Raw genomic sequence first — 26,025 nt, 5'->3', positions numbered from 1 at the left:
AATCAGCGGTCAGTTGACCAATCGGTTGTCGACGAGCTCGATCCAGTGGCGCACGGACGTACGGCCCGCGCCGTTCAGGTGAGTCTGGCAGCCGATGTTGGCCGTGACAATCAGGTCCGGCCGCGCGGCTTCGAGCGCGTCGAGCCTGTTGTCGCGCAGTCGGGTCGCGAGTTCGGGCTGCGTGAGCGAATAGGTGCCGGCCGACCCGCAGCACAGGTGGCCGTCGGCGACATTCGTCAGATCGAAGCCGAGCCGCCGCAGGATGCTTTCCACAGCGCCGCCGAGCCGCTGCGCGTGCTGCAGCGTGCACGGGCAGTGCACCGCGACGCGGCGTTGCGTTGCGTCGGCCAGCGCGTCGAGCGGCTCGGCCGCGATCACTTCGGCGAGGTCGCGCGCGAGGGCGCTGACGCGCCGCGCCTTGTCCGCATACGCGGGGTCGGAGCGCAGCAGGTCGCCGTATTCCTTCACGAACGCGCCGCAGCCGCTCGCCGTCAGCACGATCGCTTCCGCGCCGGCCTCGATCGCGGGCCACCACGCATCGATGTTGCGGCGTGCGCGTGCGAGCCCGGCCTCCTGCGCGTTCAGGTGATATTCGGTCGCGCCGCAGCAGCCGGCTTCGCGGGCCGGCGTCACGCTGATGCCGAGCCGGTCGAGCACGCGGGCCGCGGCCGCGTTGGTGTTCGGCGACAGCGAAGGCTGCACGCAGCCTTCGAGCATCAGCACGCGTCGTGCATGGCGCACCGGCGGGCGCGGCGCGGCCGCCGGCACGGTGGCCGGGATCTTGTCCTGCAGCGTGCCGGGCAGCAGCGGGCGCAGCGCGCGGCCCGCCTTCAGCAGCGCGGCGAACGTCGCCGGCCGCGGTACGACGTGACGCAGGCCGGCGCGCAGCAGGCGCTCGCGGGCCGGACGTCGCGCGCGCTTCTCGGCTTCCGCGCGGCCGATGTCGAGCAGCGTGTGATAGCGCACGCCGGACGGGCAGGTCGTTTCGCAGTTGCGGCAGGTCAGGCAACGGTCGAGATGCTGCTGCGTGCGCTCGCCGCACGGCTCGCCTTCGAGCATTTGCTTGATCAGGTAGATGCGTCCGCGCGGCCCGTCGAGCTCGTTGCCGAGCACCTGATAGGTCGGGCAGGTCGCGTTGCAGAAGCCGCAGTGCACGCACGCGCGCAGGATCGCTTCCGCTTCATCGGCCCGGTCGAGGGCCTTGCTTGCTTCGCTGAGATTGGTTTGCATCGGCGGTTCGCAGTCGGGTAGGCGTCAGAGGTCCGCGTACAGGCGGCCGGGATTGAAGATCGCGTGCGGATCGAGTTGCGCCTTCAACTGCCGGTGCACGCGCAGCAGCGCGGCCGGCAGCGGCTGGAACGGCTCGTGCGTCGCGCCGGGCGTGAAGCAGCTCGCATGGCCGCCCCACTGCGCGGCGAATCGCTGCACGTCGGCCGGCGCGGCGTCGCTCTTCAGCCAGCGCTGCGCGCCGCCCCAGTCGACCAGCAGCGCGCCGGGCAGCGCATCGAGCGGCGCGGCGGCCGGCACCGACACGCGCCACAGCGGGCGCGGATCGTCGAAGAACGGCAAGGACAGGTCGCGCAGCCGGCCCCAGAAGCCGTCGGCGCGATCGTCCATGTTCTCGCCGCCGATCGTTTCGTGCGCGACCTTCACCGAGCCCTCGCCGCCTTCGAGCCGCACGCGCAGCACGCCGTCCGCGTGGCACGCGCCCGCGAGCGGCAGCCCCGCGCGACGCCATCCGGCCACGCGCTGCACGGCTTCGGCTGCCGTGAGCGGCAATGCGAGATCGCGGCTCGCGCGCGGCTTCGGCAGCACCTTCAGCGACACTTCCGTCACGACGCCGAGGCAGCCGAAGCTGCCCGCAAGCAGCCGCGATACGTCGTAGCCCGCGACGTTCTTCATCACCTCGCCGCCGAAGCGCAGGTGCTTCGCGTGGCCGGTGATCACGCGGCAGCCGAGCACGAAATCGCGCACCGCGCCCGCCCACGGGCGGCGCGGCCCCGACAGCGCGGCCGAGAACATCCCGCCGACCGTGGCCGCGCCGCCGAACGTGGGCGGCTCGCACGGCAGCATCTGGCCGGCCGCGTCGAGCATCGCGTCGAGTTCGGCGAGCGGCGTGCCTGCGCGTGCGGTGATCACGAGTTCGGTCGGGTCGTACGCGACGATGCCGCGGTGCGTGCGCACGTCGAGCGTGCGGCCTTCGACGGCGCGGCCGAGAAAGGACTTCGTGCCCGCGCCGCGGATGAGCAGCGGCTGGCGATCGTGGATCGCGGCGTCGACCTGCGCGACGAGCGCCGCGCTGTCGTCGATCGATTCGGGTTCGCGTTCGCGTCGCATCAGAAGCGCTCCAAGTCGGGGAACGGCAGCTTGCCGTGATGGACGTGCATCGCGCCGAATTCGGCGCAACGGTGCAGCGTCGGGATGTTCTTGCCGGGATTGAGCAGGCGGCGCGGATCGAACGCGGCCTTCACCGCGTGGAAGAACGTGATTTCGTCGGCGTTGAACTGCACGCACATCTGGTTGATCTTCTCGCGCCCGACGCCGTGTTCGCCGGTGATGCTGCCGCCCACCGCGACGCACAGCTCGAGGATCTTGCCGCCGAGCGCTTCCGCGCGGTCGAGTTCGCCGGGACGATTCGCGTCGAACAGGATCAGCGGATGCATGTTGCCGTCGCCCGCATGGAACACGTTCGCGACCGGCAGCGCGTATTGCGCGGACAACGCCGCGATCCCTTCGAGCACGCGCGGCAGCTCGCGGCGCGGGATCGTGCCGTCCATGCAGTAGTAGTCGGGCGACATGCGGCCGACCGCCGGAAACGCGTTCTTGCGGCCGGCCCAGAAGCGCTGCCGCTCGGCCTCGTCGCGTGCGACGCGGATCTCCGACGCGCCGGCGTCGCGCAGCAGCGCGGCGACGCGTTCGGCGTCTTCTTCGACATCGGTCGCCGCGCCGTCGAGTTCGCACAGCAGGATCGCCTGCGCATCGACCGGATAGCCTGCATGGATGAAGTCCTCGGCCGCGCGGATCGCGAGGTTGTCCATCATCTCGAGCCCGCCCGGGATCACGCCCGCGCCGATGATCCGCGCGACCGCCGCGCCGGCTTCGGCGACGTCGTCGAAGCTCGCCATCAGCACCTTCACGCTCGGCGGTTTCGGCAGCAGCTTCACCGTCACTTCGGTGACGATGCCGAGCATGCCTTCGGAGCCGGTGAACAGCGCGAGCAGGTCGAAGCCGGGTGCGTCGAGCGCGTCGGCGCCGAGCGTCAGCAAGTCGCCGTCGATCGTCAGGATCTCGACCTTCAGGATGTTGTGCACCGTCAGCCCGTATTTCAGGCAGTGCACGCCGCCCGCGTTTTCGGCGACGTTGCCGCCGATCGAGCAGGCGATCTGCGACGACGGGTCCGGCGCGTAGTAGAGGTCGTAGGGCGCGGCGGCCTGCGAGATCGCGAGGTTGCGCACGCCGGGCTGCACGCGCGCGATGCCGGCATCGGCGTCGATTTCGAGAATCCGGTTGAACTTCGCCATCACGAGCAGGATGCCTTTTTCGAGCGGCATCGCGCCGCCCGACAGGCCGGTGCCCGCGCCGCGCGCGACGACCGGCACGCCGTGCGCGGCCGCGACGCGCAGCACCGCGCGCACCTGCTCGACCGTGTCGGGCAGCACGACCGCGAGCGGCACCGTGCGGTACGCGGCGAGGCCATCGCATTCGAACGGCTTCAGTGCCTCGCGCTCGTGCAGCACGTCGAGGCCGGGCGCCGCCGCAGCGAGCGCGGCGACGAGCGTGTCGCGGTCGACAGTCGCCAGCGGGCCGTCGATCCGTTCGTCGTAGATGAAACTCATCGTGTGTCTCCGTCTCCACCATGCAGGCGGCCGCGGCAACCGCGGCGCACCGGATGAACGGCATTCTTGGCGGGCGGCCCGTGCGTGTCCAGACGTCGCGAACGTGGTCGTACCAGTTTTTCGAAGTGGGCCTGGCGGGTGGGGTTTGCGGTGACGGGAAACCCAATCGACACAAGGGTTTGTGAGAAAATCGGCGATATCCCCCCGAAGTGGTCATACCAGTATGGAAACGCAAGTTCGACAAGCGCCGGCGCGCAATGTCGCCGATGTCGTCGCCGAGCGGATCGAGCAACTGATCGTCGACGGCGTGCTGAAGGCCGGACAGGCGCTGCCGTCCGAGCGGCGGCTCACGGAGAAGCTCGGCGTGTCGCGCACGGCCGTGCGCGAAGGGATGAAGCTGCTACGTGCGCGCGGGATCATCGACACGACGCACGGCAAGGGTTCGTTCGTCGCGAGCCTGACCCCGCAGCGCGAAGTCTCGCCGATGATGCATTTGCTCGGCTCGCAGCCGCGCACGCTGTACGACCTGTTCGAGGTGCGCGGGATGCTCGAGACCGAAGCCGCACGGCTCGCGGCGCTGCGCGGTACGCCGGCCGATTTCATCCTGATCAAGCGTCGCTATGAGGAAATGACGGCGGCCGATGCGCAGGATCTCGATCCCGCCGCGCGGGCGAAGCTCGACCATGCGTTCCATCTCGCGATCTGCGAGGCGTCGCACAATCCGGTGCTTGTGAATACGCTGCAGTCGCTGACCGATCTGCTGCTCAGTTCCGTGTTCGCGTCGGTGAATAACCTCTATCACCGCGAGCCGTTGAAGAAGCAGATCGACCGGCAGCATGCGCGGCTTTATAACGCGGTGACAGGGCGGCTGCCTGATCAAGCCCGCAAGGCCGCGAGCGAGCATATCCGGCAGTGCGTCGACTATCTGCGCGAGATCGAGCAAGAGGAGCAGCGGCTTGTGCGGTCGACGTTGCGGCTCGAAGGGTGGACCTGAGCCGGATGAGCGGAGCGGGCATTGGCGCCATGACGTGTATCAAGCAAATCGGGCTAGCGGTGCGGTCCCGCGATCGAATATGTCACAATGTGATCCATTCGATGCGTGGCCCGACACGACCCGTTTCGCCTTCGCGCGACACGCGCGCTGGCGGTTGACCGTGACGCGCCGCCGATCCTTGAAGGAGGACGCTGCATGTCGATTCCAATGCGTGACGACGGGCCCGCGGCTCGCGCCGTCCAGATCCTGAATCGCCCCGTCTGTGACCTGCTCGGCTGTGCGTGGCCGATCGTGCTCGCCGGCATGGGCGGCGTCGCGCGGGCGGAGCTCGCGAGCTCCGTAAGCGCGGCCGGCGGGTTCGGCTTTCTCGGGATGGTGCGCGAGCCGGTCGCGCTGATCCGGCGCGAGGTCGAACAGGTGCGCGCGGCCACCGACCGGCCGTTCGGCATCAACCTGATTCCCGCGTCGACGCCACCCGAATTGCTCGATGCCCAGCTCGACGCGTGTATCGCGTTGCGTGTGCCCGTCGTCGCGCTGTTCTGGGACGTGATGCCGGGCGTCGTGCGGCGTCTGCGCGACGCGGGCGTGCGGGTGGTTCATCAGGTCGGGTCGCTCGACGATGCGCGTGCGGCCGAGGCCGCGGGTGCACAGGTGCTGATCGTTCAGGGGCATGAGGCCGGCGGCCATGTGCGTGGCGATCGGCCTCTGGCCGAGTTGCTGCCCGACGTGGTGCGCGCGACGCGCTTGCCGGTGCTCGCGGCAGGCGGGATCGTCGACGGCGCGGACGTGGCCGCCGCGATGGCGCTCGGCGCGCAGGGCGCGGTGATGGGCACGGCCTTCATCGCGACGCACGAGTCGTTCGCGCATGCGTACCACCAGCAGCGGATCGTCGATGCGCGCGACGGCGATACGCTGTTGACCGATATCTTTCACATCAACTGGCCGCGCGGTGCGCGGGTTCGGGTGCTGCCGTCGAGCGTGACGCGCGGCGAGCGGGGCGATCCGTTCGGCGACGAGCGCGTCGTGATCGGTGACGAGGAAGGGCGGCCGATCTACCTGTTCAGCACCGATTCGCCGCTGCGCACGATGACGGGCGATTTCGAGGCGATGGCGCTGTATGCGGGCACGGGTGCCGGAAGGATCGGCGCGATCGAATCGGCCGGCGACGTGCTGCGCCGGATCGTGCTCGATGCGGCGGCGATCGTCGAGAAAAACGCGGCTTCATCGGCAGACGACACGGATGAAAACCGGGCGGCCTTGCTCGCGGCGCTCGATGAATTGCTGGAGGCGGAGCGCGCGGGAGCCCGCGTCGCGTCGGAGACGGCGGCCGAGGTCCATGACGATCCCGAACTGCGTCGGCTGATCGCGCATATTCGCCAGGACGAAGCGCACTGGTGCAGCGTGCTGGTCGATGCGATCCGCACGCTCGGCGCGACGCCGACGCGCGCGACCGGGTCGTTCTATGAAAAGGCGATGGCGATCGACGACTTAGCCGAGCGGATAACGTTTTTGAACCGCGGCCAGCGATGGGTCGTGCGCAAGCTGCGGGCGCTGCTGCCGACGCTCGCGGATCCGGACATCCATCACGCGCTGTCGTTGATGCTGGTCGCGCATGAGAAGAACATCGGTGCGGTGGATGCGCGGTTGAGGGAGGGTGGGGCGGGCGACGCATAGTCGGCCCTGCGAGACATCCGGCGTCCGACTCGGCGGGAGAGCCGAAAGGCGGGAAACCACGACGGCAGTCCGGCTACGCTTGCCGGCGATGGCGTCAGCCGTCGAACGGCGCCAGCTCGTAACTCGTGCTCCGGCCGCCGGACGACGAACGACGCAGCACACCGTGCGACACGAGTTCGCCGATATCGCGCAGCGCCGTATCTTGCGAGCACTTTGCGAGGGCTGCCCATTTGGTGGTCGTCATCTTTCCTTCGAAGCCGTCGAGCAAGCGGTTCATGACCTTGGCCTGGCGTTCGTTCATCGCGAGGCCCGCATATCGTTGCCAGAAGCGCGCCTTGACCAGGACCGCATTGAGCGTCGTGTGCGCGTGATCGACGGCCCGCCCCAGGGTGTTCAGAAACCACGCGAGCCATTCGGTGACGTCGAGCGAACCGCGCTGCGTACGCTCCAGCACGTCGTAGTACGCGTTGCGTTCGCGCTGGATTTGCGCCGACAGGCTATAGAAACGTTGTGGGCTCCCGTCGGCGCGCGCCAGCACCAGATCCCCGAGCGCGCGCGCGATACGGCCGTTGCCGTCGTCGAACGGGTGGAGCGTGACGAACCACAGGTGGGCCAGGCCGGCCCGGATCAGCAAAGGCTCGGCCGGCGACGCATTGAGCCATGCGAGAAAGCGGTGGATCTCGCCGGTCAGGCGCGAGGCGGGCGGTGCTTCGAAATGCACGCGCTGCCGGCCGATCGGCCCGGACACCACCTGCATCGGGCCGCTCGCGTCCGTACGCCATGCGCCGACCGTGATGCGCGACATTCCCGAATAGCCGGTCGGGAAAAGGGCGGCATGCCACCCGCACAAGCGGCTTTCGGTGACCGGCGCCGCCGAATGGGTCGTCGCATCCAGCACCATGTCGACCACGCCCTCGACGTGGCGATCGACTGGCGCCAGCGCACCGATATCGACACCCAGCCGGCGCGCAATCGACGATCGAACCGATGCGACGTTCAGGCTTTCGCCCTCGATGGCACTGGTCTTGACGACGTCCTCCGTCAGCGCGGCCAGGCTGGCCTCGGCGCGCAGCGACAAGCCGATATCCGTCAGTCGCCCGACCAGCATGCCTTGCGCACGGCTGACGTCGGCGAGTGGCGCGGCGAGTGTCGGGAGGTCGAAGCGCCATGCAGGCCAGTCGGCCGACTCCCAGATGAAAGTGTAATCTCCGCTCATGATGCGGAGATTATCCCACCGATTCGCCGCACGATTCAATATTCACCGCAAATTATGCGGAGAATGGCCGCTCTATTCACCGCACCGTCACACCGGAAACGGAACCCAAAAAAAGCCCGCCGAAGCGGGCAACCTCTCGATGAAAGAGGAGGAGATCAGAATCTGCAATCAGCGATTAGCGTCGGCTCACCCTTTCGTCGCCCCGAACGTCAGCCCCGCGACAAAATGCTTCTGCATCGCGAAGAACATCGCGACCGACGGCAATGCGGCGAGAATCGACCCGGCCGACACGAGATTCCACGACGTCGTCCATTGCCCCTTCAACGCGGCAACGCCCGCGGTGATCGGCGCGGCCTCGTCGCCTTGCGTGAGACACAGCGCCCAGAAGTAGTCGTTCCATACGAACGTGAACACGAGAATCGCGAGCGCGGCCAACGCAGGCCGGATCAGCGGCAACACGATCCGCCAGAACACCGTCCATTCGCCCGCCCCTTCAATCCGCGCGGCCTCGATCAATTCGAACGGCAACTGCTTGATGAAGTTACGCAGGAACAGCGTGCAGAACCCCGTCTGAAACGCGACATGAAACAGGATCAGCGCCTCGACGGTGTTGAACACGCCGAGCCGCAGCGACAAGTCCCGCACCGGAATCATCAACACCTGCACCGGCACGAAATTCCCCGCGACGAACGTCCCGAACAGTGCGGTACTCCCTCGAAACTTGTAGGTCGCGAGCGCAAAGCCCGCCATCGCCGCGAGCGCGATCGACCCGATCACCGACGGCACCGTGATCTGCACGCTGTTCCAGAAGTAATGCAGCATCGGCGACGTGGTCAGCGCGTCGCGATAGTTGCTGATCATCGAGAAGTGCCGCGGCCAGCCCCAGTAGTGACCTTCGACCAGCTCCTCGGTCGAGCGCACCGACGTGACGAACACCGCGATCATCGGCAGCAGCCAGATCACGAGCGCGACGGGCAGCGACAGCTTGTACAGCCGGCGCGAGACAGGCTTCCATTGAGCAACGGGAGTCGGAAACATGATGGCCACCAGTCAGGTTATTGCTCGTTGCGCAGCATGCGGCGCAACTGGAACACGATGTAGACGAGCATGATCGCGAACAGCACGACCGCGATCGACGTGGAATAGCCGAGCCGGTAGTACTTGATCGCCTGGTCATACATGTAATACGCGAGCACGGTCGAACTCTCGAACGGGCCGCCGCCCGTCATCACCGAAATCAGGTCGAAGCTGCGCAGCGCACCGATCACCGTGACGACGATCGCCATGAACGTGGTCGGGCGCAACTGCGGCAGCACGACGTGCCACAGCAGCGCGAAGCCGCGCGCGCCTTCCATCCGCGCCGCTTCGATCTGCTCCGGGTTGACCGACGTGAGGCCGGTCAGGTACAGGATCATGCAGTACGCGGTTTGCGGCCACAGCGCGGCGAACACGATGCCGAAGGTCGCATAGCGCGCATCGCCGAGCACCGGGATTCCGTGTCCGGCGATCAGCGCGAGCAGCCCGAAGGTCGGATCGTAGAACCACGAGAAAATCAGCCCGACCACCACGCCGGACAGCACGAACGGCGCGAAGAACAGCGACTTCACGAGCCGGATGCCGGCCACCGCCTGGTTCAGGTACAGCGCGAGCGCGAGGCCGAGCGGCGGCGCGAGCATGAACAGCGCAAGCCAGATCACGTTGTTGCGCAGCGCGGTGTAGAAGGTCGGCGCATGCAGCAGCTCGACGTAGTTCGCGAGACCGACGAACGTGCGCTCGGTCATCCCGTCCCAGTTGCAGAGGCTCAGCCACAGCGTCGACAGGATCGGCCAGATCACATAGACGGCAACCATCGCACACGCGGGCGCGAGAAAGAGCCACGCGGCGCGCTGTTGCCGCCGCACGGCGGGCGACGGGCGGCGCGCGCGCAACGCGGTGGCGGCGGATGCACCACGCGGTGGCGTGGCGCCGGCGGGCGGGGTGGACGTGATCGGACGGGACACGGCAAGCCTCCTGGGCGGACACGGCGGCACGCACACGCGGCCGCCGCATGGGTCACGCGGTTACTTCTTGTAGATCCGCTTGCGGGTCTGTTCGAGCTGCGCGAGCACGGTATCGAGCTGCGCGGGATTCGCGAGGAACTGCTGCATCCCCTTCATCCCTTCGTCGGCCATTTCCTTGGTCATGTCGCGGTCATAGAACTGCGCGACGCCGCCCTTGGTGTCGGCGAGGATCCGGAAGCCGATCCGCGAAATCGGATCGGCCGGCTCCGGCGACTTGCTGTTGGCCGACAGCGAGCCGAGCCCTTCCGCGAGCTTCGCACCCATCTCGGGCGTTTCGACGAACGCGAGGAACGTATGCGCGTCCGCCTTGTTCTTCGCCTTGGTCGGGATGTGCAGCGATTCGACCGGGCCGTCCTCGGCGGTCGGCACCTTCGGGTCGATGATCGGGAACCGGTAATAGCCCATTTCCTGCTTCACGTTCGGCGGAAAGCCGGCCGCGATGAAGGTGCCCATCAGCATCATCGCGGCCTTGCCCTGGAACAGGAACGGCTGCGCGCCGTCGAGATCGTAGGACAGCGCGTTGTCGATGAAGTAGCCCGAGTCGATCAGCGATTTCCACGTCGTATAGACCTTCTTCACGCGCGGGTCCGTGTACGGCACGTCGCCGGCCATCAGCTGCTGGTGGAACGCGTTGCCGTTCAGGCGCAGGTCGAGATAGTCGAACCAGCCGGCGAGCGTCCACGCGTCGCGGCCGCCGACCGCGATCGGCGTGATGCCGGCCGCCTTCAGCTTCTTGCACGCATCGAGAAACTGGTCCCAGGTCTTGGGCTCGTCGGCGATGCCGACCTTGCGGAACAGGTCCTTGCGGTAGAACAGCCCCCACGAGTAATAGACGGTCGGCGCCGCGTATTGCTTGCCGTTGTACGACGATGCGCTGCGCGTCGACGCGTACATCGCGTCCCAGCCGTTCTTCGCCCAGTCGCCGCTCAGGTCCTCGAACAGCCCGCGCTTCGCGTAGTACGCCATGCGCTCGCCCGCGTGCCAGTTGACCACGTCGGGCGCGACGGTCGTGAGCCACGCGGGGAGCTGCACCTTGTACGCTTCCTCGTCGACGAAGGTGGGCTTCACGTCGATGTCGGGATGGGCCTTGTGGAACGCCTCGATCGTCGACTGCCAGACCGCGCGCTGGCTGGCGCCCTTGAACGCGATGTTGATCGTCAGCGTGCCCGCGCTGGCCGGCGCCGCGGCGCCGAGCGAAGCGAACGCGATGGCGGCGGCGGTCGCAAGCCGGGCGGCGACGCGAAGGGGGCGATGTGTCATGTGTGTCTCCAGTCCTGTGTGTCTGTCGTTGTGCGTGACCGGCGCGTCGCGGCGCCGGGGGCGGTTGCTACGAACGGCTTCGATACACGGCGACGCCTTGCGGCTCGACCTGCGCGGCGCCGACCACGAACGCGGACGGCGGCACCCCATCGAGCATGTGCGGCGTGCCGCCATAGTTGAATACGTAGGTCAGGCCGCCGCGTCGGCTCACGCGCACGCCGTCGCCGAGCGGCGACGGTGTCAGGCCGGCTTCGGCCGCGACGTCGGCGAACAGGCGCGCGGTGGTCGCGTCGTCGAACAGCGCGGCCCAGTAGTGCAGCGCGCCGTGCGACACGCAGGCCGGATGACCGTCGGCGAAGCGCGCGCGCACGACGCTGTGGGCGTCGTCGTGCAGCTCGACGAGGTCGCGCCAGCGGCGTGCGTCGCCGGTGAACGCCGAGCCGTCGCGCAACCTGCCGTCGATCGGCTCGGTCACGTTCGGCCGCAGCGACTCGACGCGCCACACGCGCAGCGGCAGGATCGACGCGAGCGGGCCGGGCGGCAGCGTCGGCGGAATCTGCAGGTCGGCGGTCTTCGAACCGGTGCGCGGGCCGAACACCGCATGCGCGCCCGATGCGGCGAGCCGTGCCGCGAAGTCGTCCGGCACGATCGGCAGCGGCGGCACGACGACGAGCCGGTAGCCGTCGAGCGGCGCATGCGCGGAGATCACGTCGACGTCGAGGCCGAGCGAACGCAGCGCCGAGTAGTACTCGAACGCGCAGCGCGGGTAGTGGAAATCGGCGCCTTGCGGCTGCACTTCGAAGAGCCACTTCGCTTCATAGTCGAACACCAGCGCGACGGGGGCGCGCACCGCGCCGTTCGCGTCGGCATCGGCGCCGGCGTCGAGCACGGCGGCGATTTCGCGCGCGACGCGCTGCGCTTCGCGGCCGCCTTCGTCGAGCTGGTCGTCCGGCGTGTGCAGGCCCGCATGCATCTGCTCCTGCGCGAACGGCGCCTGCCGCCAGCGGAAGTACGACACGCAGCCGGCGCCGTGCGCGAACGCTTCCCAGCTCCACAGGCGCACCATGCCCGGCAGCGGCGCGGGGTTCCACTGCGCCCAGTTCACGGGCCCCGGCTGCTGCTCCATCACCCAGAACGGCAGCTTCGACATCCCGCGATAGAGATCGTGATTGAACGACGCGAAATCCGGATGGCCGGTGCGCAGCCAGCGCGCCTTCAGCTCGGGCGCGAACCATTGCTCCTCGAGCGCGCCGAGCGGATAGCTGTCCCACGTCGCGATGTCGAGGTCGCGCGCCACTTCGTAATGATCGAACTCGGTGAACAGCTGCATGAAGTTGTGCGCGACGGGCCGGCCTGGCGAATGCGCGCGGATCACGTCGACCTGCATCCGGTGATAGCGCGCGACCTCGTCGGACGCGAAGCGCCGGTAGTCGAGGCGATGCGACGGATGCGCTTCGGTCACGGTGCCGATGGGCGCGTCGACTTCGTCGAAATGCCGGTACTCCATGCTCCAGAACACGGTGCCCCACGCGCGGTTCAGCACGTCGATCGTGCCGTAGCGCGCCTTCAGCCATTCGCGAAAGCGCACGAGCGCGGCCGGCGAATAGCTGACGACCGTCTGGTGGCAGCCGAGCTCGTTGTCGGTCTGCCAGTAACGGACGGCCGGGTGGCGGCCGTAGCGTTCGGCGACCGCCGTGCAGATCTGGCGCGACGCTTCGAGATAGGTCGGCGACGAGAAGTCGTAGTGGCGGCGCGAACCGAACCCGCGCGGCCGGCCATCCGCGCCGATCGCGAGGATGTCGGGGTGACGGTCGACGAGCCATTTCGGCGGCGTCGCGGTCGGCGTGCACATCACGATCTCGAGGCCGGCCGCGCCGAGCACGTCGACCGCGCGGTCGAGCCAGCCCCAGTCGTATTCGCCCGGCGACGGCTCGATGCGGCTCCACGCGAATTCGGCGATCCGCACCTGCGCGATGCCGAGTGCCTTCATCCGGCGGGCGTCGTCGGCCCACATCGATTCCGGCCAGTGTTCCGGGTAGTAACAGACTCCGAGGCGCATGCCGATCCTTATGCGTAGTGGTGGACGGGAACGTCGGCGCGCGCGGGCACCGCACGGCCGTCTTCGGTGAAGAGGTGACAGGCCGCGGCCGGCGCCTGCGCGTGCACGCGCTCGCCGATGCGCAGCGGCGCGTCGCCGGGCACCTTCGCGATCAGCGGCGTGCCGCCGGGCTGGTCGAGGTGCACGTAGGTCTGCTCGCCGAGGCGTTCGACGAGCGCGACGTCGCGCGCGAGCGTCGTCGCGTCGGGCGCGGCGCCGAGCGTCAGGTGTTCGGGGCGGATGCCGAGCGTGACGGTCGCGCCCGGCGCGAGCGCGGCTCCGTCGCGCGGCAGCGTGAAGGTTTCGCCGGACGGCACGACGGTGACGGTCGTGCGCTGCGCGTCGCAGGCGATGACGACGGCCGGCAGGAAGTTCATCCGCGGCGAGCCGATGAAGCCGGCGACGAAGCGGCTGGCGGGATGGTGATAGAGGTCGAGCGGCGCGCCGATCTGCGCGATGCTGCCGTGCTGCGCGGTGTCGGCGCCGGCGTGCAGCAGCACGATCTTGTCGGCGAGCGTCATCGCTTCGGTCTGGTCGTGCGTCACGTAGACGACGCTCGCGCGTTCGAACTGCCGGTGCAGCTTCGCGATTTCGATGCGTGTCTGGCCGCGCAGCGCCGCGTCGAGGTTCGACAGCGGTTCGTCGAACAGAAATACGCCGGGCTCCCGCACGATCGCGCGGCCGATCGCGACGCGCTGCCGCTGGCCGCCGGACAGCGCCTTCGGCTTGCGCTCGAGCAGCGTATCGAGCTGCAGGATCCGCGCGGCGTCGCGCACCTTCCGGTCGATCTCGGCCTTCTGCACGCGCGCGAGCTTCAGCCCGAACGCCATGTTCTCGTAGACCGTCATGTGCGGAAACAGCGCGTAGCTCTGGAATACCATCGCGACGCCGCGCTCGGCGGCCGGCACGTCGTCGACGCGGCGGCCGTCGATCGACAGCTCGCCGTCGCTCAGGTCCTCGAGGCCCGCGATCATCCGCAGCAGGGTCGACTTGCCGCAGCCGGACGGGCCGAGGAACACGCAGAACTCGTGCGCGCCGATCTCCAGATCGACGTCGCGAATGACCGGCGCGTGCTCGCCATAGGCTTTCTGCACGCGTCGCATCGAGATGCTCGCCATTGTCTCCGCTCCATGTTTTAATGCGCTTTCATCAGTGCTTAAGCGCTTAATCATCGCGATCAAAAAAAGAGCCGATAGCGATCGCGGCCGAGTCGCGCCCGTCGGTCGGGCGGCAGGGTGTGCGGCGATAGTGCGCCGCTTCGGTGAGCGAAGCAAATACTGGATCAACGTCTCATATAGTGAGCAAGTCATGGCGACACTCGATGAAGTGGCCCGCCGCGCCGGCGTGACGGCCGCGACGGTCTCGAACGTGCTGCGCAACCGTGGTCGCGTCGGCGAAGCCACCCGCGCGCGCGTGCTCGAAGCCGTGCAGGCGCTCGGGTACCGGCCGCATCTCGCGGCGCGGGCCCTCGCGGAAGGGCGCGCGCCGACGGTCGCGCTGATGGTATCGAGCATCGCGAACCCGTTCTATCCGGAGTTCGCGCTCGCGGTCGAGCGCGCGGTGCGCCGCAACGGGCAGTTCCTGATCGTCTGCAATACGAACGAAGATCCGTTGCAGGGCAGAGCGTATCTCGACCAGATCGCCGGCACGATCTCCGAAGGCATTCTCGTGACCAACGCGAACCTGCACTTGCCGGATCTGGTGGACGTCGCGCGGCGCGGCGTGCCGGTCGTGCTGTGTCTGTGGGAGCGGCCCGATGCGCCGCCTGAAGGGTTGCCGTGCGTGGCGGTGGATTTCCGCGAAGCCGGGCGGATCGCGACGCGGCATCTGCTCGAACTCGGGCACCGGACGATCGGCGTGATCGTCGGCGGCTCGGCGAGCGGCGTGCAGGCGGCGCGCTATGACGGCTTCGTCGACGTGATGCGCGAAGCGGGGCTCGACGCATCGATCGTCGCGGCGGGGCCCGATTCCGATTCGATCGAAGGCGGCGTGCGCGCGGCGGGCCGGCTGCTCGACGCGCATCCCGGGCTGACCGCGCTGGTCGCGACCAATGATCTGCCTGCGATCGGGGCGCTCCATGCGGCGGCCGATCGCGGCCGGCGCGTGCCCGACGACCTGTCGATCGTCGGCATTACCGATATTCATCTGGCGAGCGACACGCGTCCCACGTTGACGACGGTCGCGATCCCGACCGCCGAGGCCGCCGGGCTCGCGGTCGAGCTGCTCAACGCGCTGCGCGAGGCGGGCGGCCGGATCGACGATGCGTCGCGCGTGCGGATCGCTTCGTTGCCGCGGTTGGTGGTGCGCGGGACGACGGCGGCGGTGTCGGGGCGACGCTCGGCTATGTAGCGAGGGTCGACGCGCACCTTGCGGCAATGGGCGGACATGCTCTGCGGCGTCGGGGCTTTCCACGCACCACACGTACGGTTCGCGCCCGGCGCGCGACGCCCGTCGACCAGCCGTTCTAGAACGAATACGCGAGCGACGCGAACAGGCTGCGCGGCGCGCCCGGCGTGACCCACAGGCTGTTGTACGAGCTGACGTAGTACGTGCGGTTGAACAGGTTGTTCAGCACGACCGACGCGCGCAGATGCTTGTTGACCTGCACGTAGCCGTTGAGCTGCACGGTCGCATAAGCGGGGAGATCGAAGCCATCCTGCGTGTTCGCGGTATTGCCCGCGCGGCGCCCGACGTAGATCACGCCCGCGCCCGCGCCGGCCTTGTCGACGAGCGCCAGCGCGGTTTCGTACATCAGCAGCGCGCTCCCGCTCAGCCGCGGAATGTCGACGAGGCGTGCGCCCGGCGTCAGCACGTTGTCGTGCGTGACCTGCGCATCGACGTACGCGAGGTTGACGATGCCGCGCAACCCGTGGCCGAGTTCGCCGTTCCATTCGAATTCGACGCCGCGGCTGCGTACTTCGCCGGCTGCACGCGAGAACCCGGCATTCGCGGGATCGGCGGTCAGCACGTTGCGCTTGTTCACGTAGAACGCGGCGACGGTTGCGAGCCAGCGCGTGCCGGCCCATTTCACGCCGGCTTCGTAGCCGTGCCCCTTCTCCGGATCGAACGCGCGGCCGTTCACGTCGGCGCCGTTGTTCGGCCGGAACGAATACGCGGTGTTCGCGTAGAGCGACAGCGCGGGGCTGGCCTCGTACACGATGCCGAGCCGCGGGCTCAGCGCCGTTTGCAGCTGGGTCGTCGTCACGCCCTTCAGGCGGTTCTCGACCGACTGGTGAAAGCGGTCCCAGCGCAGCCCGGCGAGCACTTTCCAGTGCGGCCCGAACGCGAGCGTGTCCTGCGCGTACAGGCCCTGGCCGTCGTCGCGCTCGAGCAGGTTCGTCGCGGTGCGCGGCACGGGCGCCGGCTGGCCGTAGACCGGATCGAAGATGTCGATCGCATACGGCGCCGCGGCCGTCGGCGTCGAGCGCGACACGAACTGGTCGTAGTTGAAGCGGTACGCGTCGACGCCCATCACGAACGTATGGCCGATGCCGGCCGTGCGGGCCTTGCCGGCCACCTCGACGCGCCCTTGCACGTCGTTCGAGTGAAACGCGACCTGCCGGTAGCGGCGCCATAGCGTACGCCCGTCCGGCTGCAGCGCGAACGCTTCGGACGAGCGGCCGGACAGGTCGGTGTCGCGCTGCGCGAAGCCGGCGTTGACCGACCAGTCGGCATTGAAGCGATGTTCGAGCGTGAACTGGTGGCCCGAGTTGCGCACGTCGTAGTCGCCGTCGCGCGGCTCGCCCATGAACCTCGACGCCGGCACCGCGCCGAGCTGCCCGTTGACCGCGACCACGCCGCGATCGAGCGGCGCGCGCTGGCGGGCGGTCTCGAATTCGTAGTGGAGCGTCGTGTCCGCGCCGATGTCCCACGTGAACGACGGCGCGAACAGGTAGCGCTTGCTCGACACGGTATCGCGGAAGCTGCCGTTGTCCTCGTTCATCGCGATGAAGCGGTACGCGAGCGACTTCGTGACGGGGCCGGTTGAATCGAGCGTCTCGCGCAGCGCGCCGTAGCTGCCGGCCGACACGCCGATCGTGTTCGCGCGCGCGAACTGCGGCTGCTTCGTCGTGTAGCTGATGAGCCCGCCGGGGTCGCCGCGGCCGTACAGCGCGGACGCGGGCCCCTTGAGGACTTCCATGCGCTCGAGCGTGGCGGTGTCGCGCGGCACGCTGATGCCGCGATTCCACGAGAAGCCGTTGACGAGGTAGTCGGTGCCGGACGTGTTGCCGTCGCCGGCAAAACCGCGCACCGCGTAGTTGTCCCACAGCCCGCCGAAGTTATTTTGCCGCGCGACGCCGGCGACCCAGTCGTACAGGTCTTCGCCGCGTGTGGCCGCTACCGTCTGGATCAGCTTCTTGTCGACGCTGCTGACCGCGAACGGAATCTCCATCACGTCCGTCTCGGTGCGCGTCGCGCTCGTCGATTCCGGCGCGCGAAACGGCGCCGTCGTGCGCTGCCCGGACACTTCGATCGCGGGCAGCGACAGTTCCTGAGCCTCGGCGGCGCTCAGGCCGGCCGTGCCGACGACGATGGCCATCGGTGCGGCCGCCCAGTTCTTCCTGCTCATACCCTGTCCTTCAGAGATTGGTCCGCGTTCGGGCACCGCGGGCCGTCTCGCGCCGGCATCCGTGTTCCAAACAGTTCATTTGCGCGCCGAAATCTAATGCAAATGAGATGTATTTGCAATCGTAAGTTGACCTTGTTGCGTGGGGGGCGGGGAGTGCAAGTGTTCGGGCGGGGCGGCCGATCCGGTGCCCGTGCCATGCCGTGCCGCGGGGCGGCGGCCGGAAATCGGCGAGCGCGCGCTCGGACGCCGGCCGGCCTCAGTTGCCTTCGACGAGCCGCATCACGATGCGTCGCGCCGAATCGAGATGCGCGACCGTCATCGCGCGGGCGCTGCGGGCGTTGCGTTCGCGCCCGGGCATTCCGGTGACACAATGGCGGCCATCACATCCGATGGCACAGGAGAGCGAGATGGCGCATGGCGAACACAAGTACCGCGTGGCAGTCGAGTGGACCGGCAACCGCGGAACCGGCACGTCCGGGTACCGCGAATATGGCCGCGATCATGTGATCAGCGCGGGTACGAAGCCCGACATTCCGGGCTCATCGGACGCGGCGTTTCGCGGCGATGCGGCGCGCTGGAATCCGGAGGATTTGCTGTTAGCGTCGGCATCGGCGTGCCACAAGCTCTGGTATCTGCATCTTTGCTCGGAAGCCGGCATCCGCGTGCTCGCGTACGTCGACGACGCCGAAGGGACGATGCTCGACAGCCCCGAGCACGGGCGCTTCACCGAAATCGTGCTGCACCCGCGCGTGACGATCCGCGCGGGCGACGATCGCGAGCTGGCCGAGCGGCTGCATCACGATGCGCATGCGAAGTGCTATATCGCGAACTCCGTGAACTTCCCGATCCGGTGCGAACCGGTGATCGAGTTCGCGGCGGCGTGACGTTACAACGCGACCCCGTACACCTCCCGCGCGGCCGTGCGGATCGCGTCGGCCATCACCGCGACGGCCGGCGAATGCAGCCGGTCGGTGCGCGTGATGATCCCGAAATCGTCCATCCGGCAATCCATCTCCAGCGGCAGCACCGACACGATGCCATGTCGCGCGTAGTACAGCGCGACGTCCTCCGCGAGCACCGCGATCATGTCGCTCTGCTCGATCAGTTGCGTGATGAACAGCAGCGCGGCCGTCTCGACGACGTTCGCGGGCGGCGCGAGGCTCGCGCGCTGGAACACCAGCTCGAAGCGGTGGCGCAGCACGCTGCCGGCCGGCGGCATGACCCACGCGGCACGCTGCACGTCGGCAAGCGATAGCGGCGCCTGCGCGAGCAGCGGATGGCCGGGCCGCACGACCGCCGCGACCGGCTCGCCGGTCAGCGGCTCGTAGCGCAGGTGCAACTTGTCGTGTTCGGCTGACAGCCGGCCGAGCACGATGTCGAGCTTGTCCTGCGCGAGATGTTCGAGCAGCGCATTGCTCGTGTCGATCGCGACGGACACGCGCACGTTCGCATGCGTGCCCTTCACCGCGGCGACGGCCGGCGGCACCAGCCGCAACCCCGGCGACGTGATCGCGCCCACCGCCACATGCCCGAGATGGCCGGCCTTCAGCGCGGCCAGTTCCTCGCGCGCCTGGTCGAGGCTGCCGAGCGCGGCGCGCGCGTGGCGGATCAGCGCGTCGCCGTACAGCGTCGGCCGCATCCCGCGCGGCAGGCGCTCGAACAGCACCGCGCCGATCGATTCCTCGAGCTCGCGCAGCAGCTTCGACGCGGCCGGCTGCGTCATGTTCAGCGCGGCCGCCGCGCGGTGAATGCTGCCTTCGTCGGCGAGCGCGACGACCAGCAGGAGCTGGCGCGTCTTCAGGCGGCTGCGGTTTCCCCATGGGCTGGCTTCGAGCATGGTACGGGTTTATATCGATATCGGAATCGATATCGTAATCGCCTAAAACGTCATTAGCGAGTTATCAAAATTCTGCCTAGACTGCGCCGGTATCCCGTCACCACAGGACTGACGATGTCGGCAACAAAACCCAGGCTGCGCTCCACCCAATGGTTCGGCACGAACGACAAGAACGGCTTCATGTACCGAAGCTGGATGAAGAACCAGGGCATCCCCGATCACGAGTTCGACGGTCGGCCGATCATCGGCATCTGCAACACGTGGTCCGAACTGACGCCGTGCAATGCGCACTTCCGCAAGCTCGCCGAGCACGTGAAGCGCGGGATCTTCGAGGCGGGCGGGTTCCCGGTCGAGTTCCCGGTGTTCTCGAACGGTGAATCGAACCTGCGGCCGTCGGCGATGCTCACGCGCAACCTGGCGTCGATGGACGTCGAGGAAGCGATCCGCGGCAATCCGATCGACGCGGTCGTGCTGCTCGCCGGCTGCGACAAGACGACCCCCGCGCTGCTGATGGGCGCGGCGAGCTGCGACGTGCCGGCGATCGTCGTGTCGGGCGGCCCGATGCTGAACGGCAAGCTCGAAGGCAAGAACATCGGCTCGGGCACCGCCGTGTGGCAACTGCACGAATCGCTGAAGGCCGGCGAGATCGACCTGCATCACTTCCTGTCGGCCGAAGCCGGCATGTCGCGCTCGGCCGGCACCTGCAACACGATGGGCACCGCGTCGACGATGGCGTGCATGGCCGAGGCGCTCGGCGTGGCGCTGCCGCACAACGCGGCGATTCCGGCCGTCGATTCGCGCCGCTACGTGCTCGCGCACATGTCCGGCATCCGGATCGTCGAGATGGCGCTCGAAGGGCTCGTGCTGTCGAAGGTGCTGACGCGCGCGGCGTTCGAGAACGCGATCCGCGCGAACGCGGCGATCGGCGGCTCGACCAACGCGGTGATCCATCTGAAGGCGATCGCGGGCCGCATCGGCGTGCCGCTCGAGCTCGAGGACTGGATGCGTATCGGCCGCGACACGCCGACGATCGTCGACCTGATGCCGTCCGGGCGCTTCCTGATGGAGGAGTTCTATTACGCGGGCGGCCTGCCGGCCGTGCTGCGCCGGCTCGGCGAAGGCGGGCTGCTGCCGCACCCCGACGCGCTGACGGTCAACGGCAAGTCGCTGTGGGACAACGTGCGCGAAGCGCCGAACTACGACGACGAGGTGATCCGCCCGCTCGACCGGCCGCTGATCGCCGACGGCGGGATCTGCATCCTGCGCGGCAATCTCGCGCCGCGCGGCGCGGTGCTGAAGCCGTCGGCGGCGAGCCCCGAGCTGCTGAAGCATCGCGGCCGCGCGGTGGTGTTCGAGAACCTCGAGCACTACAAGGCGACGATCAACGACGAAGCGCTCGACGTCGATGCGAGTTCGGTGATGGTGCTGAAGAACTGCGGGCCGCGCGGTTATCCGGGGATGGCGGAGGTCGGCAACATGGGGTTGCCGCCGAAGCTGCTGCGCCAGGGCGTGAAGGACATGGTGCGGATCTCGGACGCGCGGATGAGCGGCACCGCGTATGGCACGGTGGTGCTGCACGTCGCGCCGGAAGCGGCCGCGGGCGGGCCGCTGGCCGCCGTGCGCAACGGCGACTGGATCGAGCTCGACTGCGAGGCCGGCACGCTGCACCTGGACATTCCGGACGACGAACTGCAGCGCCGCCTGTCGGACGTCGATCCGACAGCGGCGCCGGGCGTGGCCGCGCAGCTCGGCAAGGGCGGCTACGCGCGGCTGTATATCGATCACGTGCTGCAGGCCGACGAGGGGTGCGACCTCGACTTCCTGGTCGGCATGCGCGGCGCGGACGTGCCGAGCCATTCGCATTGAGCGACAAACCGATCGCGGTGGAGCCTGAGGGAAGTAGGGTGAAGTGCCGGCTGTGGCAGGGCGCTTAACCGGGCCGCCGTAAAGCATGGGGCCTCCGCAAGCGCCAAGACGCAGACGGAGGCCGACCGCGAAGCATGGGACCCCCGCAAGCGCTAAAGCGCCAACGTGGGCTACCGCGAAGCATGGGGCCCCCGTAAGCGCTGAAGCGCCAACGTGGGCCGACAGGAGACAAGATGACGACGCAGTACACGCCCGCCCACGCGATGGCGGAACAGTCCGATTCGCCGGCAGCCGTCGACGAACGGCAACTGACCCGCTTGCTCACGCGCAAGCTGGTGCCGTTCCTCGCGCTGATCTACGTGGTCGCCTACGTCGACCGCACGGTCGTCGGCTTCGCGAAGCTGCACATGAACGCGGCGATCGGCCTCGGCGATGCCGCCTACGGCCTCGGCGCCGGCCTGTTCTTCATCGGCTACTTCCTGTGCGAAGTGCCGAGCAACCTCGCGCTCGGACGCTTCGGCGCACGCGTCTGGTTCGCGCGCATCCTCGCGACGTGGGGCGTGATCACGATCGCGATGGCGCTCGTGCAGGGGCCGGCCAGTTTCTACGTGCTGCGCTTCCTGCTCGGCGCGGCCGAAGCCGGCCTCTATCCCGGCATCCTGTACTTCCTCACGCAATGGTTCCCGATGCGCGACCGTGCGCGCGTGATCGGCCTGCTCGTGCTCGCGCAGCCGCTCGCCGGCATCGTGACGGGCCCGCTCGCCGGGTGGCTGCTGTCGACGCACGGCTGGTTCGGCCTGTCGGACTGGCAGACGCTGTTCGTCGTCAGCGGCTTGCCGGCCGTGCTGCTCGCATGGCCCACGCTGCGGTTGTTGCCCGAGTCGCCCGCGCATGCGCGCTGGCTGAACGACGACCAGCGCCGCTGGATCGCGCGGCAGCTCGCCGCCGACCGCGACACGTATCGACCCGCTTCGCACGGCAATCCGCTCGCCGCACTGCGCGACCGCCGCGTGCTGCTGCTCGCCGCGCTGTTCCTGCCGTTTCCGCTGTGCATCTACGGGCTGTCGCTTTGGCTGCCGACGATCATCCACGCATTCGGTGCCGGCGATGCGGCGACCGGGCTGCTGTCCGCGGTACCGTATCTGTTCGCGGTGGTCGGCCTGCTCGTCGTGCCGCGCCATTCGGACCGCAAGCGCGAGCGCTACTGGCACATCGTCGTCGTGTCGGCGGCGGCCGCCGTGACGATGGCCGCGAGCGCATGGGTGCGGCAGCCCGCGCTGCAGTTCGCGTTCATCTGCCTGACCGCGTTCTCGCTCTATTCGATCCAGGCCGTCGTGTGGGCGCTGCCCGGCGAATTCCTGACCGGCACGAGCGCGGCGGTCGGCATCGCCGCGATCAATTCGCTCGCGAATCTCGGCGGCTACTTCGGGCCGTACGGCATCGGCCTGATCAAGGCATCGACCGGCAGTCTCGCGGCCGGCCTGTACTTTCTCGCGGCGACGCTGTTGTTCGCGGTGCTGATGACGTTCGTGGTCCGGGCCGCGCTGCGCGCGCCCGAGCCGGCCGCGGGCGCATTGGCCCGCGAATCCTGAACGCCTTGTTTTTCCGGCTGAACGCCGATTCGACCGACGCAGGACCCGAACCATGACATCGAGCAGCACACCGCGCTATCGCGGCATCTTCCCCGTCGTCCCGACGACGTTTTCCGAGACCGGCGAGCTCGACCTCGCGAGCCAGAAGCGCGCGGTCGATTTCATGATCGATGCGGGCTCGGACGGGCTGTGCATCCTCGCGAACTTCTCCGAGCAATTCGCGATCACCGACGACGAACGCGACGTGCTCACGCGCACGATCCTCGAACACGTCGCCGGCCGCGTGCCGGTGATCGTCACGACATCGCACTACAGCACGCACGTGTGCGCGGCGCGCAGCCTGCGCGCGCAGCAGCTCGGCGCGGCGATGGTGATGACGATGCCGCCGTATCACGGCGCGACGTTCCGCGTGCCCGAAGCGCAGATCGTCGACTTCTTTGCGCGCGTGTCGGATGCGATCGACATCCCGATCATGATCCAGGATGCGCCCGCGAGCGGCACCGCGCTGTCCGCGCCGTTGCTTGCACGGATGGCGCGCGAGATCGAGCAGGTCGCGTACTTCAAGATCGAGACGCCCGGCGCCGCGAACAAGCTGCGCGAGCTGATCCGGCTCGGCGGCGACGCGATCGAAGGGCCGTGGGACGGCGAGGAGGCGATCACGCTGCTCGCCGACCTGCATGCCGGCGCGACCGGCGCGATGACGGGCGGCGCGTATCCGGACGGCATCCGGCCGATCCTCGAAGCGTGGCGCGAAGGGCGGCAGGACGACGCATACGCGCGCTATCAGGCGTGGCTGCCGCTGATCAATCACGAGAACCGCCAGTCCGGCATTCTCACCGCGAAGGCGTTGATGCGCGAAGGCGGTGTGATCGCGTGCGAGCGGCCGCGGCATCCGATGCCGGAACTGCATCCGGACACGCGCGCGGAGCTGCTCGCGATCGCGCGCCGGCTCGATCCGCTCGTGCTGCGCTGGGCGCACTGACCGAGTAGCGAAGGAGGAACGCAGATGAGCAAGGAGATTTCGCTGGGCGTGATCGGAATCGGCAAGATCGCGCGTGACCAGCATTTGCCGGCGATCGCCGCCGAACCGGGCTTCGCGCTGACCGCCTGCGCGAGCCGTCACGCGGAAGTCAACGGCGTGCGCAATTATCCGGAGCTCGGTGCGCTGCTGGCAGCCGAGCCCGGGCTCGAGGCGGTGTCGCTGTGCGCGCCGCCGCAGGTGCGCTACGCGCAGGCACGCGCGGCGCTCGAAGCCGGCAAGCACGTGATGCTCGAGAAGCCGCCGGGCGCGACGCTCGGCGAAGTGGCCGCGCTGGACGCGCTCGCGCGCGAACGCGGCCTCACGCTGTTCGCGACCTGGCATTCGCGCTGCGCGAGCGCGGTGGAACCGGCGCGCGCGTGGCTCGCGACGCGCACGATCCGCGCGGTGCAGGTGCGCTGGAAGGAAGACGTGCGGCGCTGGCATCCGGGGCAGCAGTGGATCTGGGAGCCGGGCGGCCTCGGCGTGTTCGATCCCGGCATCAACGCGCTGTCGATCGTCACGCGGATCCTGCCGCGCGAGCTCGTGCTGCGCGAAGCGACGCTCTACGTGCCGAGCGACGTGCAGACGCCGATCGCGGCCGAACTCGATTGCGCCGATACGGAAGGCGTGCCCGTGCACGCGGAATTCGACTGGCGGCACGGCCCCGTCGAGCAATGGGAGATCGCGGTCGACACGTCGGACGGCGTGCTCGCGATCAGCCGCGGCGGCGCGCAGCTGTCGATCGCCGGCGAGCCGGTCGAGATCGGCCCGCAGCGCGAGTATCCGGCGCTGTATGCTCACTTCCGCGCGCTGATCGCGCGCGGCGAAAGCGACGTCGACGTACGGCCGTTGCGGCTCGTCGCCGACGCATTTTTGTTCGGGCGGCGCGTCGGGACCGACGCGTTCGGCCGCTGAAAACGTGCCGGCGCGCCTCATCGCGAGCGCGACCGTGTACGACGGATGTTGAAGACCCAAGCCAATACAAGGAGACACCGCATGAACCGCACGACTCGCCGACACACCCTGCGCGCACTGTTGGCCGCGCTTTGCCTCGCGCCGCTCGGGATGCAGGGCGCCGCGCACGCCGACGCGCCGCTGAAGATCGGCTTCCTGGTGAAGATGCCCGAGCAGGCATGGTTCATCAACGAGCAGAACGCGGCCGCCTCGCTCGGCCAGAAGGAGAACTTCTCGGTCGTGAAGATCGGCACGCCGGACGGCGAGAAGGTGCTCGCCGCGATCGACAACCTCGGCTCGCAAGGCGCGCAGGGCTTCGTGATCTGCGCGCCCGACGTGCGCCTCGGGCCGGCGATCGCCGCGCGCGCGAAGCGCTACAACATGAAGTTCGTGACCGTCGACGACCAGCTCGTCGACTCGACCGGCAAGCCGCTGTCGAACGTGCCGCATCTCGGGATGTCGGCGATCAAGATCGGCAACCAGGTCGGCCAGGCGATCGCCGACGAGATGAAGCGGCGCGGCTGGAAGCCTGAGGAAGTCGGCGCGCTGCGCATCACCAACTACGAGCTGCCGACCGCGAAGCTGCGCACCGACGGCGCGACGCAGGCGCTGCTCGCGAACGGCTTCCGCAAGGAGAACATCTTCGATGCGCCGCAGAAGACGACCGACGACGAAGGCGGCTTCAGCGCCGCCGCGCCCGTGCTCGCGCGCCATCCGAACGTGAAGAAGTGGGTGGTCTACGCGCTGAACGAGGAAACCGTGCTCGGCGCGGTGCGCGCGACCGAACAGCTGCACATCCCGGCGGCCGACGTGATCGGCGTCGGCATCAACGGCGCGGGCGAAGCGTTCGCCGAATTCCAGAAGAAGGAGCCGACCGGCTTCTACGGGACGATCGCGGTCAGCTCGACGAACCACGGCAAGGACAGCACGCAGAACCTCGTCGACTGGATCCGCAACGGCAAGACGCCGCCGGCCGACACGCAGACGAGCGGCAAGCTGATGACGCGCGCGAACTGGCAGGCCGTGCGCACCGAGCTCGGCATCTGA

20 protein-coding genes and 1 pseudogene are annotated in these 26,025 nt (G+C 68.5%); 9 read left to right on the top strand and 12 right to left on the bottom strand.

Annotated features, from left to right (window positions below; translation table 11 throughout):
* Positions 1-9: 9 nt before the first annotated feature.
* The 3 genes from glcF to glcD are packed head-to-tail and all read right to left on the bottom strand — an operon-like array spanning position 10 to position 3,836.
* Positions 10-1,230, bottom strand: a complete 1,221-nt coding sequence (glcF, locus tag BAMB_RS24720) for a glycolate oxidase subunit GlcF (protein ID WP_011659880.1) — start codon at positions 1,228-1,230, stop codon at positions 10-12.
* 24 nt (positions 1,231-1,254) lie between these two features.
* Positions 1,255-2,337 (bottom strand): glycolate oxidase subunit GlcE, encoded by a 1,083-nt coding sequence (gene glcE, locus BAMB_RS24715; RefSeq protein ID WP_011659879.1) that lies wholly within the window; start codon positions 2,335-2,337, stop codon positions 1,255-1,257.
* Positions 2,337-3,836 (bottom strand): glycolate oxidase subunit GlcD, encoded by a 1,500-nt coding sequence (gene glcD / locus BAMB_RS24710; RefSeq protein ID WP_011659878.1) that lies wholly within the window; start codon positions 3,834-3,836, stop codon positions 2,337-2,339. The genes glcE and glcD overlap by 1 nt, the downstream gene beginning before the upstream one ends.
* A gap of 223 nt (positions 3,837-4,059) precedes the next feature.
* Here glcD and glcC point away from each other — a divergent pair, with 223 nt between their 5' ends.
* Positions 4,060-4,830, top strand: coding sequence for a transcriptional regulator GlcC (gene glcC, locus BAMB_RS24705; RefSeq protein ID WP_011659877.1), 771 nt, complete (start codon positions 4,060-4,062; stop codon positions 4,828-4,830).
* A 195-nt stretch (positions 4,831-5,025) separates the two neighbouring features.
* Entirely contained in the window at positions 5,026-6,504 is a 1,479-nt protein-coding gene (locus BAMB_RS24700) for a nitronate monooxygenase (protein WP_011659876.1), read from the top strand.
* 94 nt (positions 6,505-6,598) lie between these two features.
* Here BAMB_RS24700 and BAMB_RS24695 read toward each other — a convergent pair whose 3' ends face one another.
* The 6 genes from BAMB_RS24695 to BAMB_RS24670 all read right to left on the bottom strand — a co-directional run bounded on the left by BAMB_RS24695 (position 6,599) and on the right by BAMB_RS24670 (position 14,256).
* Positions 6,599-7,720, bottom strand: a complete 1,122-nt coding sequence (locus BAMB_RS24695; RefSeq protein WP_011659875.1) for a Fic family protein — start codon at positions 7,718-7,720, stop codon at positions 6,599-6,601.
* Positions 7,721-7,906: 186 nt separating this feature from the next.
* A complete protein-coding gene (locus BAMB_RS24690; protein ID WP_011659874.1) occupies positions 7,907-8,758 on the bottom strand; it encodes a carbohydrate ABC transporter permease in 852 nt (283 codons plus the stop codon).
* 17 nt (positions 8,759-8,775) lie between these two features.
* Entirely contained in the window at positions 8,776-9,720 is a 945-nt protein-coding gene (locus BAMB_RS24685; protein WP_011659873.1) for a carbohydrate ABC transporter permease, read from the bottom strand.
* Positions 9,721-9,780: 60 nt separating this feature from the next.
* Positions 9,781-11,040, bottom strand: coding sequence for an ABC transporter substrate-binding protein (locus BAMB_RS24680; RefSeq protein WP_011659872.1), 1,260 nt, complete (start codon positions 11,038-11,040; stop codon positions 9,781-9,783).
* A gap of 67 nt (positions 11,041-11,107) precedes the next feature.
* Positions 11,108-13,099, bottom strand: a complete 1,992-nt coding sequence (locus BAMB_RS24675) for a beta-galactosidase (RefSeq protein WP_011659871.1) — start codon at positions 13,097-13,099, stop codon at positions 11,108-11,110.
* An 8-nt stretch (positions 13,100-13,107) separates the two neighbouring features.
* Complete coding sequence (locus BAMB_RS24670) at positions 13,108-14,256, bottom strand: ABC transporter ATP-binding protein (protein WP_011659870.1); 1,149 nt, start codon at positions 14,254-14,256, stop codon at positions 13,108-13,110.
* Between the two features lie 190 nt (positions 14,257-14,446).
* Here BAMB_RS24670 and BAMB_RS24665 point away from each other — a divergent pair, with 190 nt between their 5' ends.
* Positions 14,447-15,487 carry a LacI family DNA-binding transcriptional regulator gene (locus BAMB_RS24665; RefSeq protein WP_011659869.1) on the top strand — a complete coding sequence of 347 codons (1,041 nt, stop codon included), beginning with the start codon at positions 14,447-14,449 and terminating at the stop codon, positions 15,485-15,487.
* A 115-nt stretch (positions 15,488-15,602) separates the two neighbouring features.
* On the opposite strand, the gene BAMB_RS24660 is transcribed toward BAMB_RS24665, so the two are convergent.
* Both BAMB_RS24660 and BAMB_RS36205 read right to left on the bottom strand, forming a co-directional pair.
* Complete coding sequence (locus tag BAMB_RS24660) at positions 15,603-17,708, bottom strand: TonB-dependent siderophore receptor (protein ID WP_011659868.1); 2,106 nt, start codon at positions 17,706-17,708, stop codon at positions 15,603-15,605.
* Between the two features lie 256 nt (positions 17,709-17,964).
* Positions 17,965-18,054 (bottom strand): annotated as a pseudogene (locus BAMB_RS36205) (GntR family transcriptional regulator); the annotation flags it as partial.
* A gap of 61 nt (positions 18,055-18,115) precedes the next feature.
* Between BAMB_RS36205 and BAMB_RS24655 the strand changes: the two are divergent.
* A complete protein-coding gene (locus BAMB_RS24655; protein ID WP_011659867.1) occupies positions 18,116-18,592 on the top strand; it encodes an OsmC family protein in 477 nt (158 codons plus the stop codon).
* Positions 18,593-18,594: 2 nt separating this feature from the next.
* On the opposite strand, the gene BAMB_RS24650 is transcribed toward BAMB_RS24655, so the two are convergent.
* Positions 18,595-19,545, bottom strand: a complete 951-nt coding sequence (locus BAMB_RS24650) for a LysR family transcriptional regulator (RefSeq protein ID WP_011659866.1) — start codon at positions 19,543-19,545, stop codon at positions 18,595-18,597.
* Between the two features lie 114 nt (positions 19,546-19,659).
* On the opposite strand from BAMB_RS24650, the gene BAMB_RS24645 reads away from it, so the two are divergent.
* The 5 genes from BAMB_RS24645 (at position 19,660) to BAMB_RS24625 (ending at position 26,025) form a co-directional block, all read left to right on the top strand.
* Positions 19,660-21,411, top strand: a complete 1,752-nt coding sequence (locus tag BAMB_RS24645; RefSeq protein ID WP_011659865.1) for an IlvD/Edd family dehydratase — start codon at positions 19,660-19,662, stop codon at positions 21,409-21,411.
* 233 nt (positions 21,412-21,644) lie between these two features.
* A complete protein-coding gene (locus tag BAMB_RS24640; RefSeq protein WP_011659864.1) occupies positions 21,645-23,003 on the top strand; it encodes an MFS transporter in 1,359 nt (452 codons plus the stop codon).
* Positions 23,004-23,055: 52 nt separating this feature from the next.
* Positions 23,056-23,985: a dihydrodipicolinate synthase family protein gene (locus BAMB_RS24635; RefSeq protein WP_011659863.1), complete on the top strand. Its 930-nt coding sequence runs from the start codon at positions 23,056-23,058 to the stop codon at positions 23,983-23,985.
* Between the two features lie 24 nt (positions 23,986-24,009).
* Positions 24,010-24,939, top strand: a complete 930-nt coding sequence (locus tag BAMB_RS24630) for a Gfo/Idh/MocA family protein (protein ID WP_011659862.1) — start codon at positions 24,010-24,012, stop codon at positions 24,937-24,939.
* Between the two features lie 81 nt (positions 24,940-25,020).
* Positions 25,021-26,025 (top strand): arabinose ABC transporter substrate-binding protein, encoded by a 1,005-nt coding sequence (locus tag BAMB_RS24625; RefSeq protein ID WP_011659861.1) that lies wholly within the window; start codon positions 25,021-25,023, stop codon positions 26,023-26,025.

The sequence above is a fragment of the Burkholderia ambifaria AMMD genome, assembly GCF_000203915.1.
Taxonomy (GTDB): Bacteria; Pseudomonadota; Gammaproteobacteria; order Burkholderiales; family Burkholderiaceae; genus Burkholderia; species Burkholderia ambifaria.
This window is presented reverse-complemented; position numbering and strand designations above follow the sequence as displayed.

Bases quoted from the DNA above. Each gene is read 5' to 3' on its own strand.
- glcF (WP_011659880.1), bottom strand. From the start codon at position 1,230: ATGCAAACCAATCTCAGCGAAGCAAGCAAGGCCCTCGACCGGGCCGAT.
- glcE (WP_011659879.1), bottom strand. From the start codon at position 2,337: ATGCGACGCGAACGCGAACCCGAATCGATCGACGACAGCGCGGCGCTC.
- glcD (WP_011659878.1), bottom strand. From the start codon at position 3,836: ATGAGTTTCATCTACGACGAACGGATCGACGGCCCGCTGGCGACTGTC.
- glcC (WP_011659877.1), top strand. From the start codon at position 4,060: ATGGAAACGCAAGTTCGACAAGCGCCGGCGCGCAATGTCGCCGATGTC.
- BAMB_RS24700 (WP_011659876.1), top strand. From the start codon at position 5,026: ATGTCGATTCCAATGCGTGACGACGGGCCCGCGGCTCGCGCCGTCCAG.
- BAMB_RS24695 (WP_011659875.1), bottom strand. From the start codon at position 7,720: ATGAGCGGAGATTACACTTTCATCTGGGAGTCGGCCGACTGGCCTGCA.
- BAMB_RS24690 (WP_011659874.1), bottom strand. From the start codon at position 8,758: ATGTTTCCGACTCCCGTTGCTCAATGGAAGCCTGTCTCGCGCCGGCTG.
- BAMB_RS24680 (WP_011659872.1), bottom strand. From the start codon at position 11,040: ATGACACATCGCCCCCTTCGCGTCGCCGCCCGGCTTGCGACCGCCGCC.
- BAMB_RS24675 (WP_011659871.1), bottom strand. From the start codon at position 13,099: ATGCGCCTCGGAGTCTGTTACTACCCGGAACACTGGCCGGAATCGATG.
- BAMB_RS24670 (WP_011659870.1), bottom strand. From the start codon at position 14,256: ATGGCGAGCATCTCGATGCGACGCGTGCAGAAAGCCTATGGCGAGCAC.
- BAMB_RS24665 (WP_011659869.1), top strand. From the start codon at position 14,447: ATGGCGACACTCGATGAAGTGGCCCGCCGCGCCGGCGTGACGGCCGCG.
- BAMB_RS24660 (WP_011659868.1), bottom strand. From the start codon at position 17,708: ATGAGCAGGAAGAACTGGGCGGCCGCACCGATGGCCATCGTCGTCGGC.
- BAMB_RS24655 (WP_011659867.1), top strand. From the start codon at position 18,116: ATGGCGCATGGCGAACACAAGTACCGCGTGGCAGTCGAGTGGACCGGC.
- BAMB_RS24650 (WP_011659866.1), bottom strand. From the start codon at position 19,545: ATGCTCGAAGCCAGCCCATGGGGAAACCGCAGCCGCCTGAAGACGCGC.
- BAMB_RS24645 (WP_011659865.1), top strand. From the start codon at position 19,660: ATGTCGGCAACAAAACCCAGGCTGCGCTCCACCCAATGGTTCGGCACG.
- BAMB_RS24640 (WP_011659864.1), top strand. From the start codon at position 21,645: ATGACGACGCAGTACACGCCCGCCCACGCGATGGCGGAACAGTCCGAT.
- BAMB_RS24635 (WP_011659863.1), top strand. From the start codon at position 23,056: ATGACATCGAGCAGCACACCGCGCTATCGCGGCATCTTCCCCGTCGTC.
- BAMB_RS24630 (WP_011659862.1), top strand. From the start codon at position 24,010: ATGAGCAAGGAGATTTCGCTGGGCGTGATCGGAATCGGCAAGATCGCG.
- BAMB_RS24625 (WP_011659861.1), top strand. From the start codon at position 25,021: ATGAACCGCACGACTCGCCGACACACCCTGCGCGCACTGTTGGCCGCG.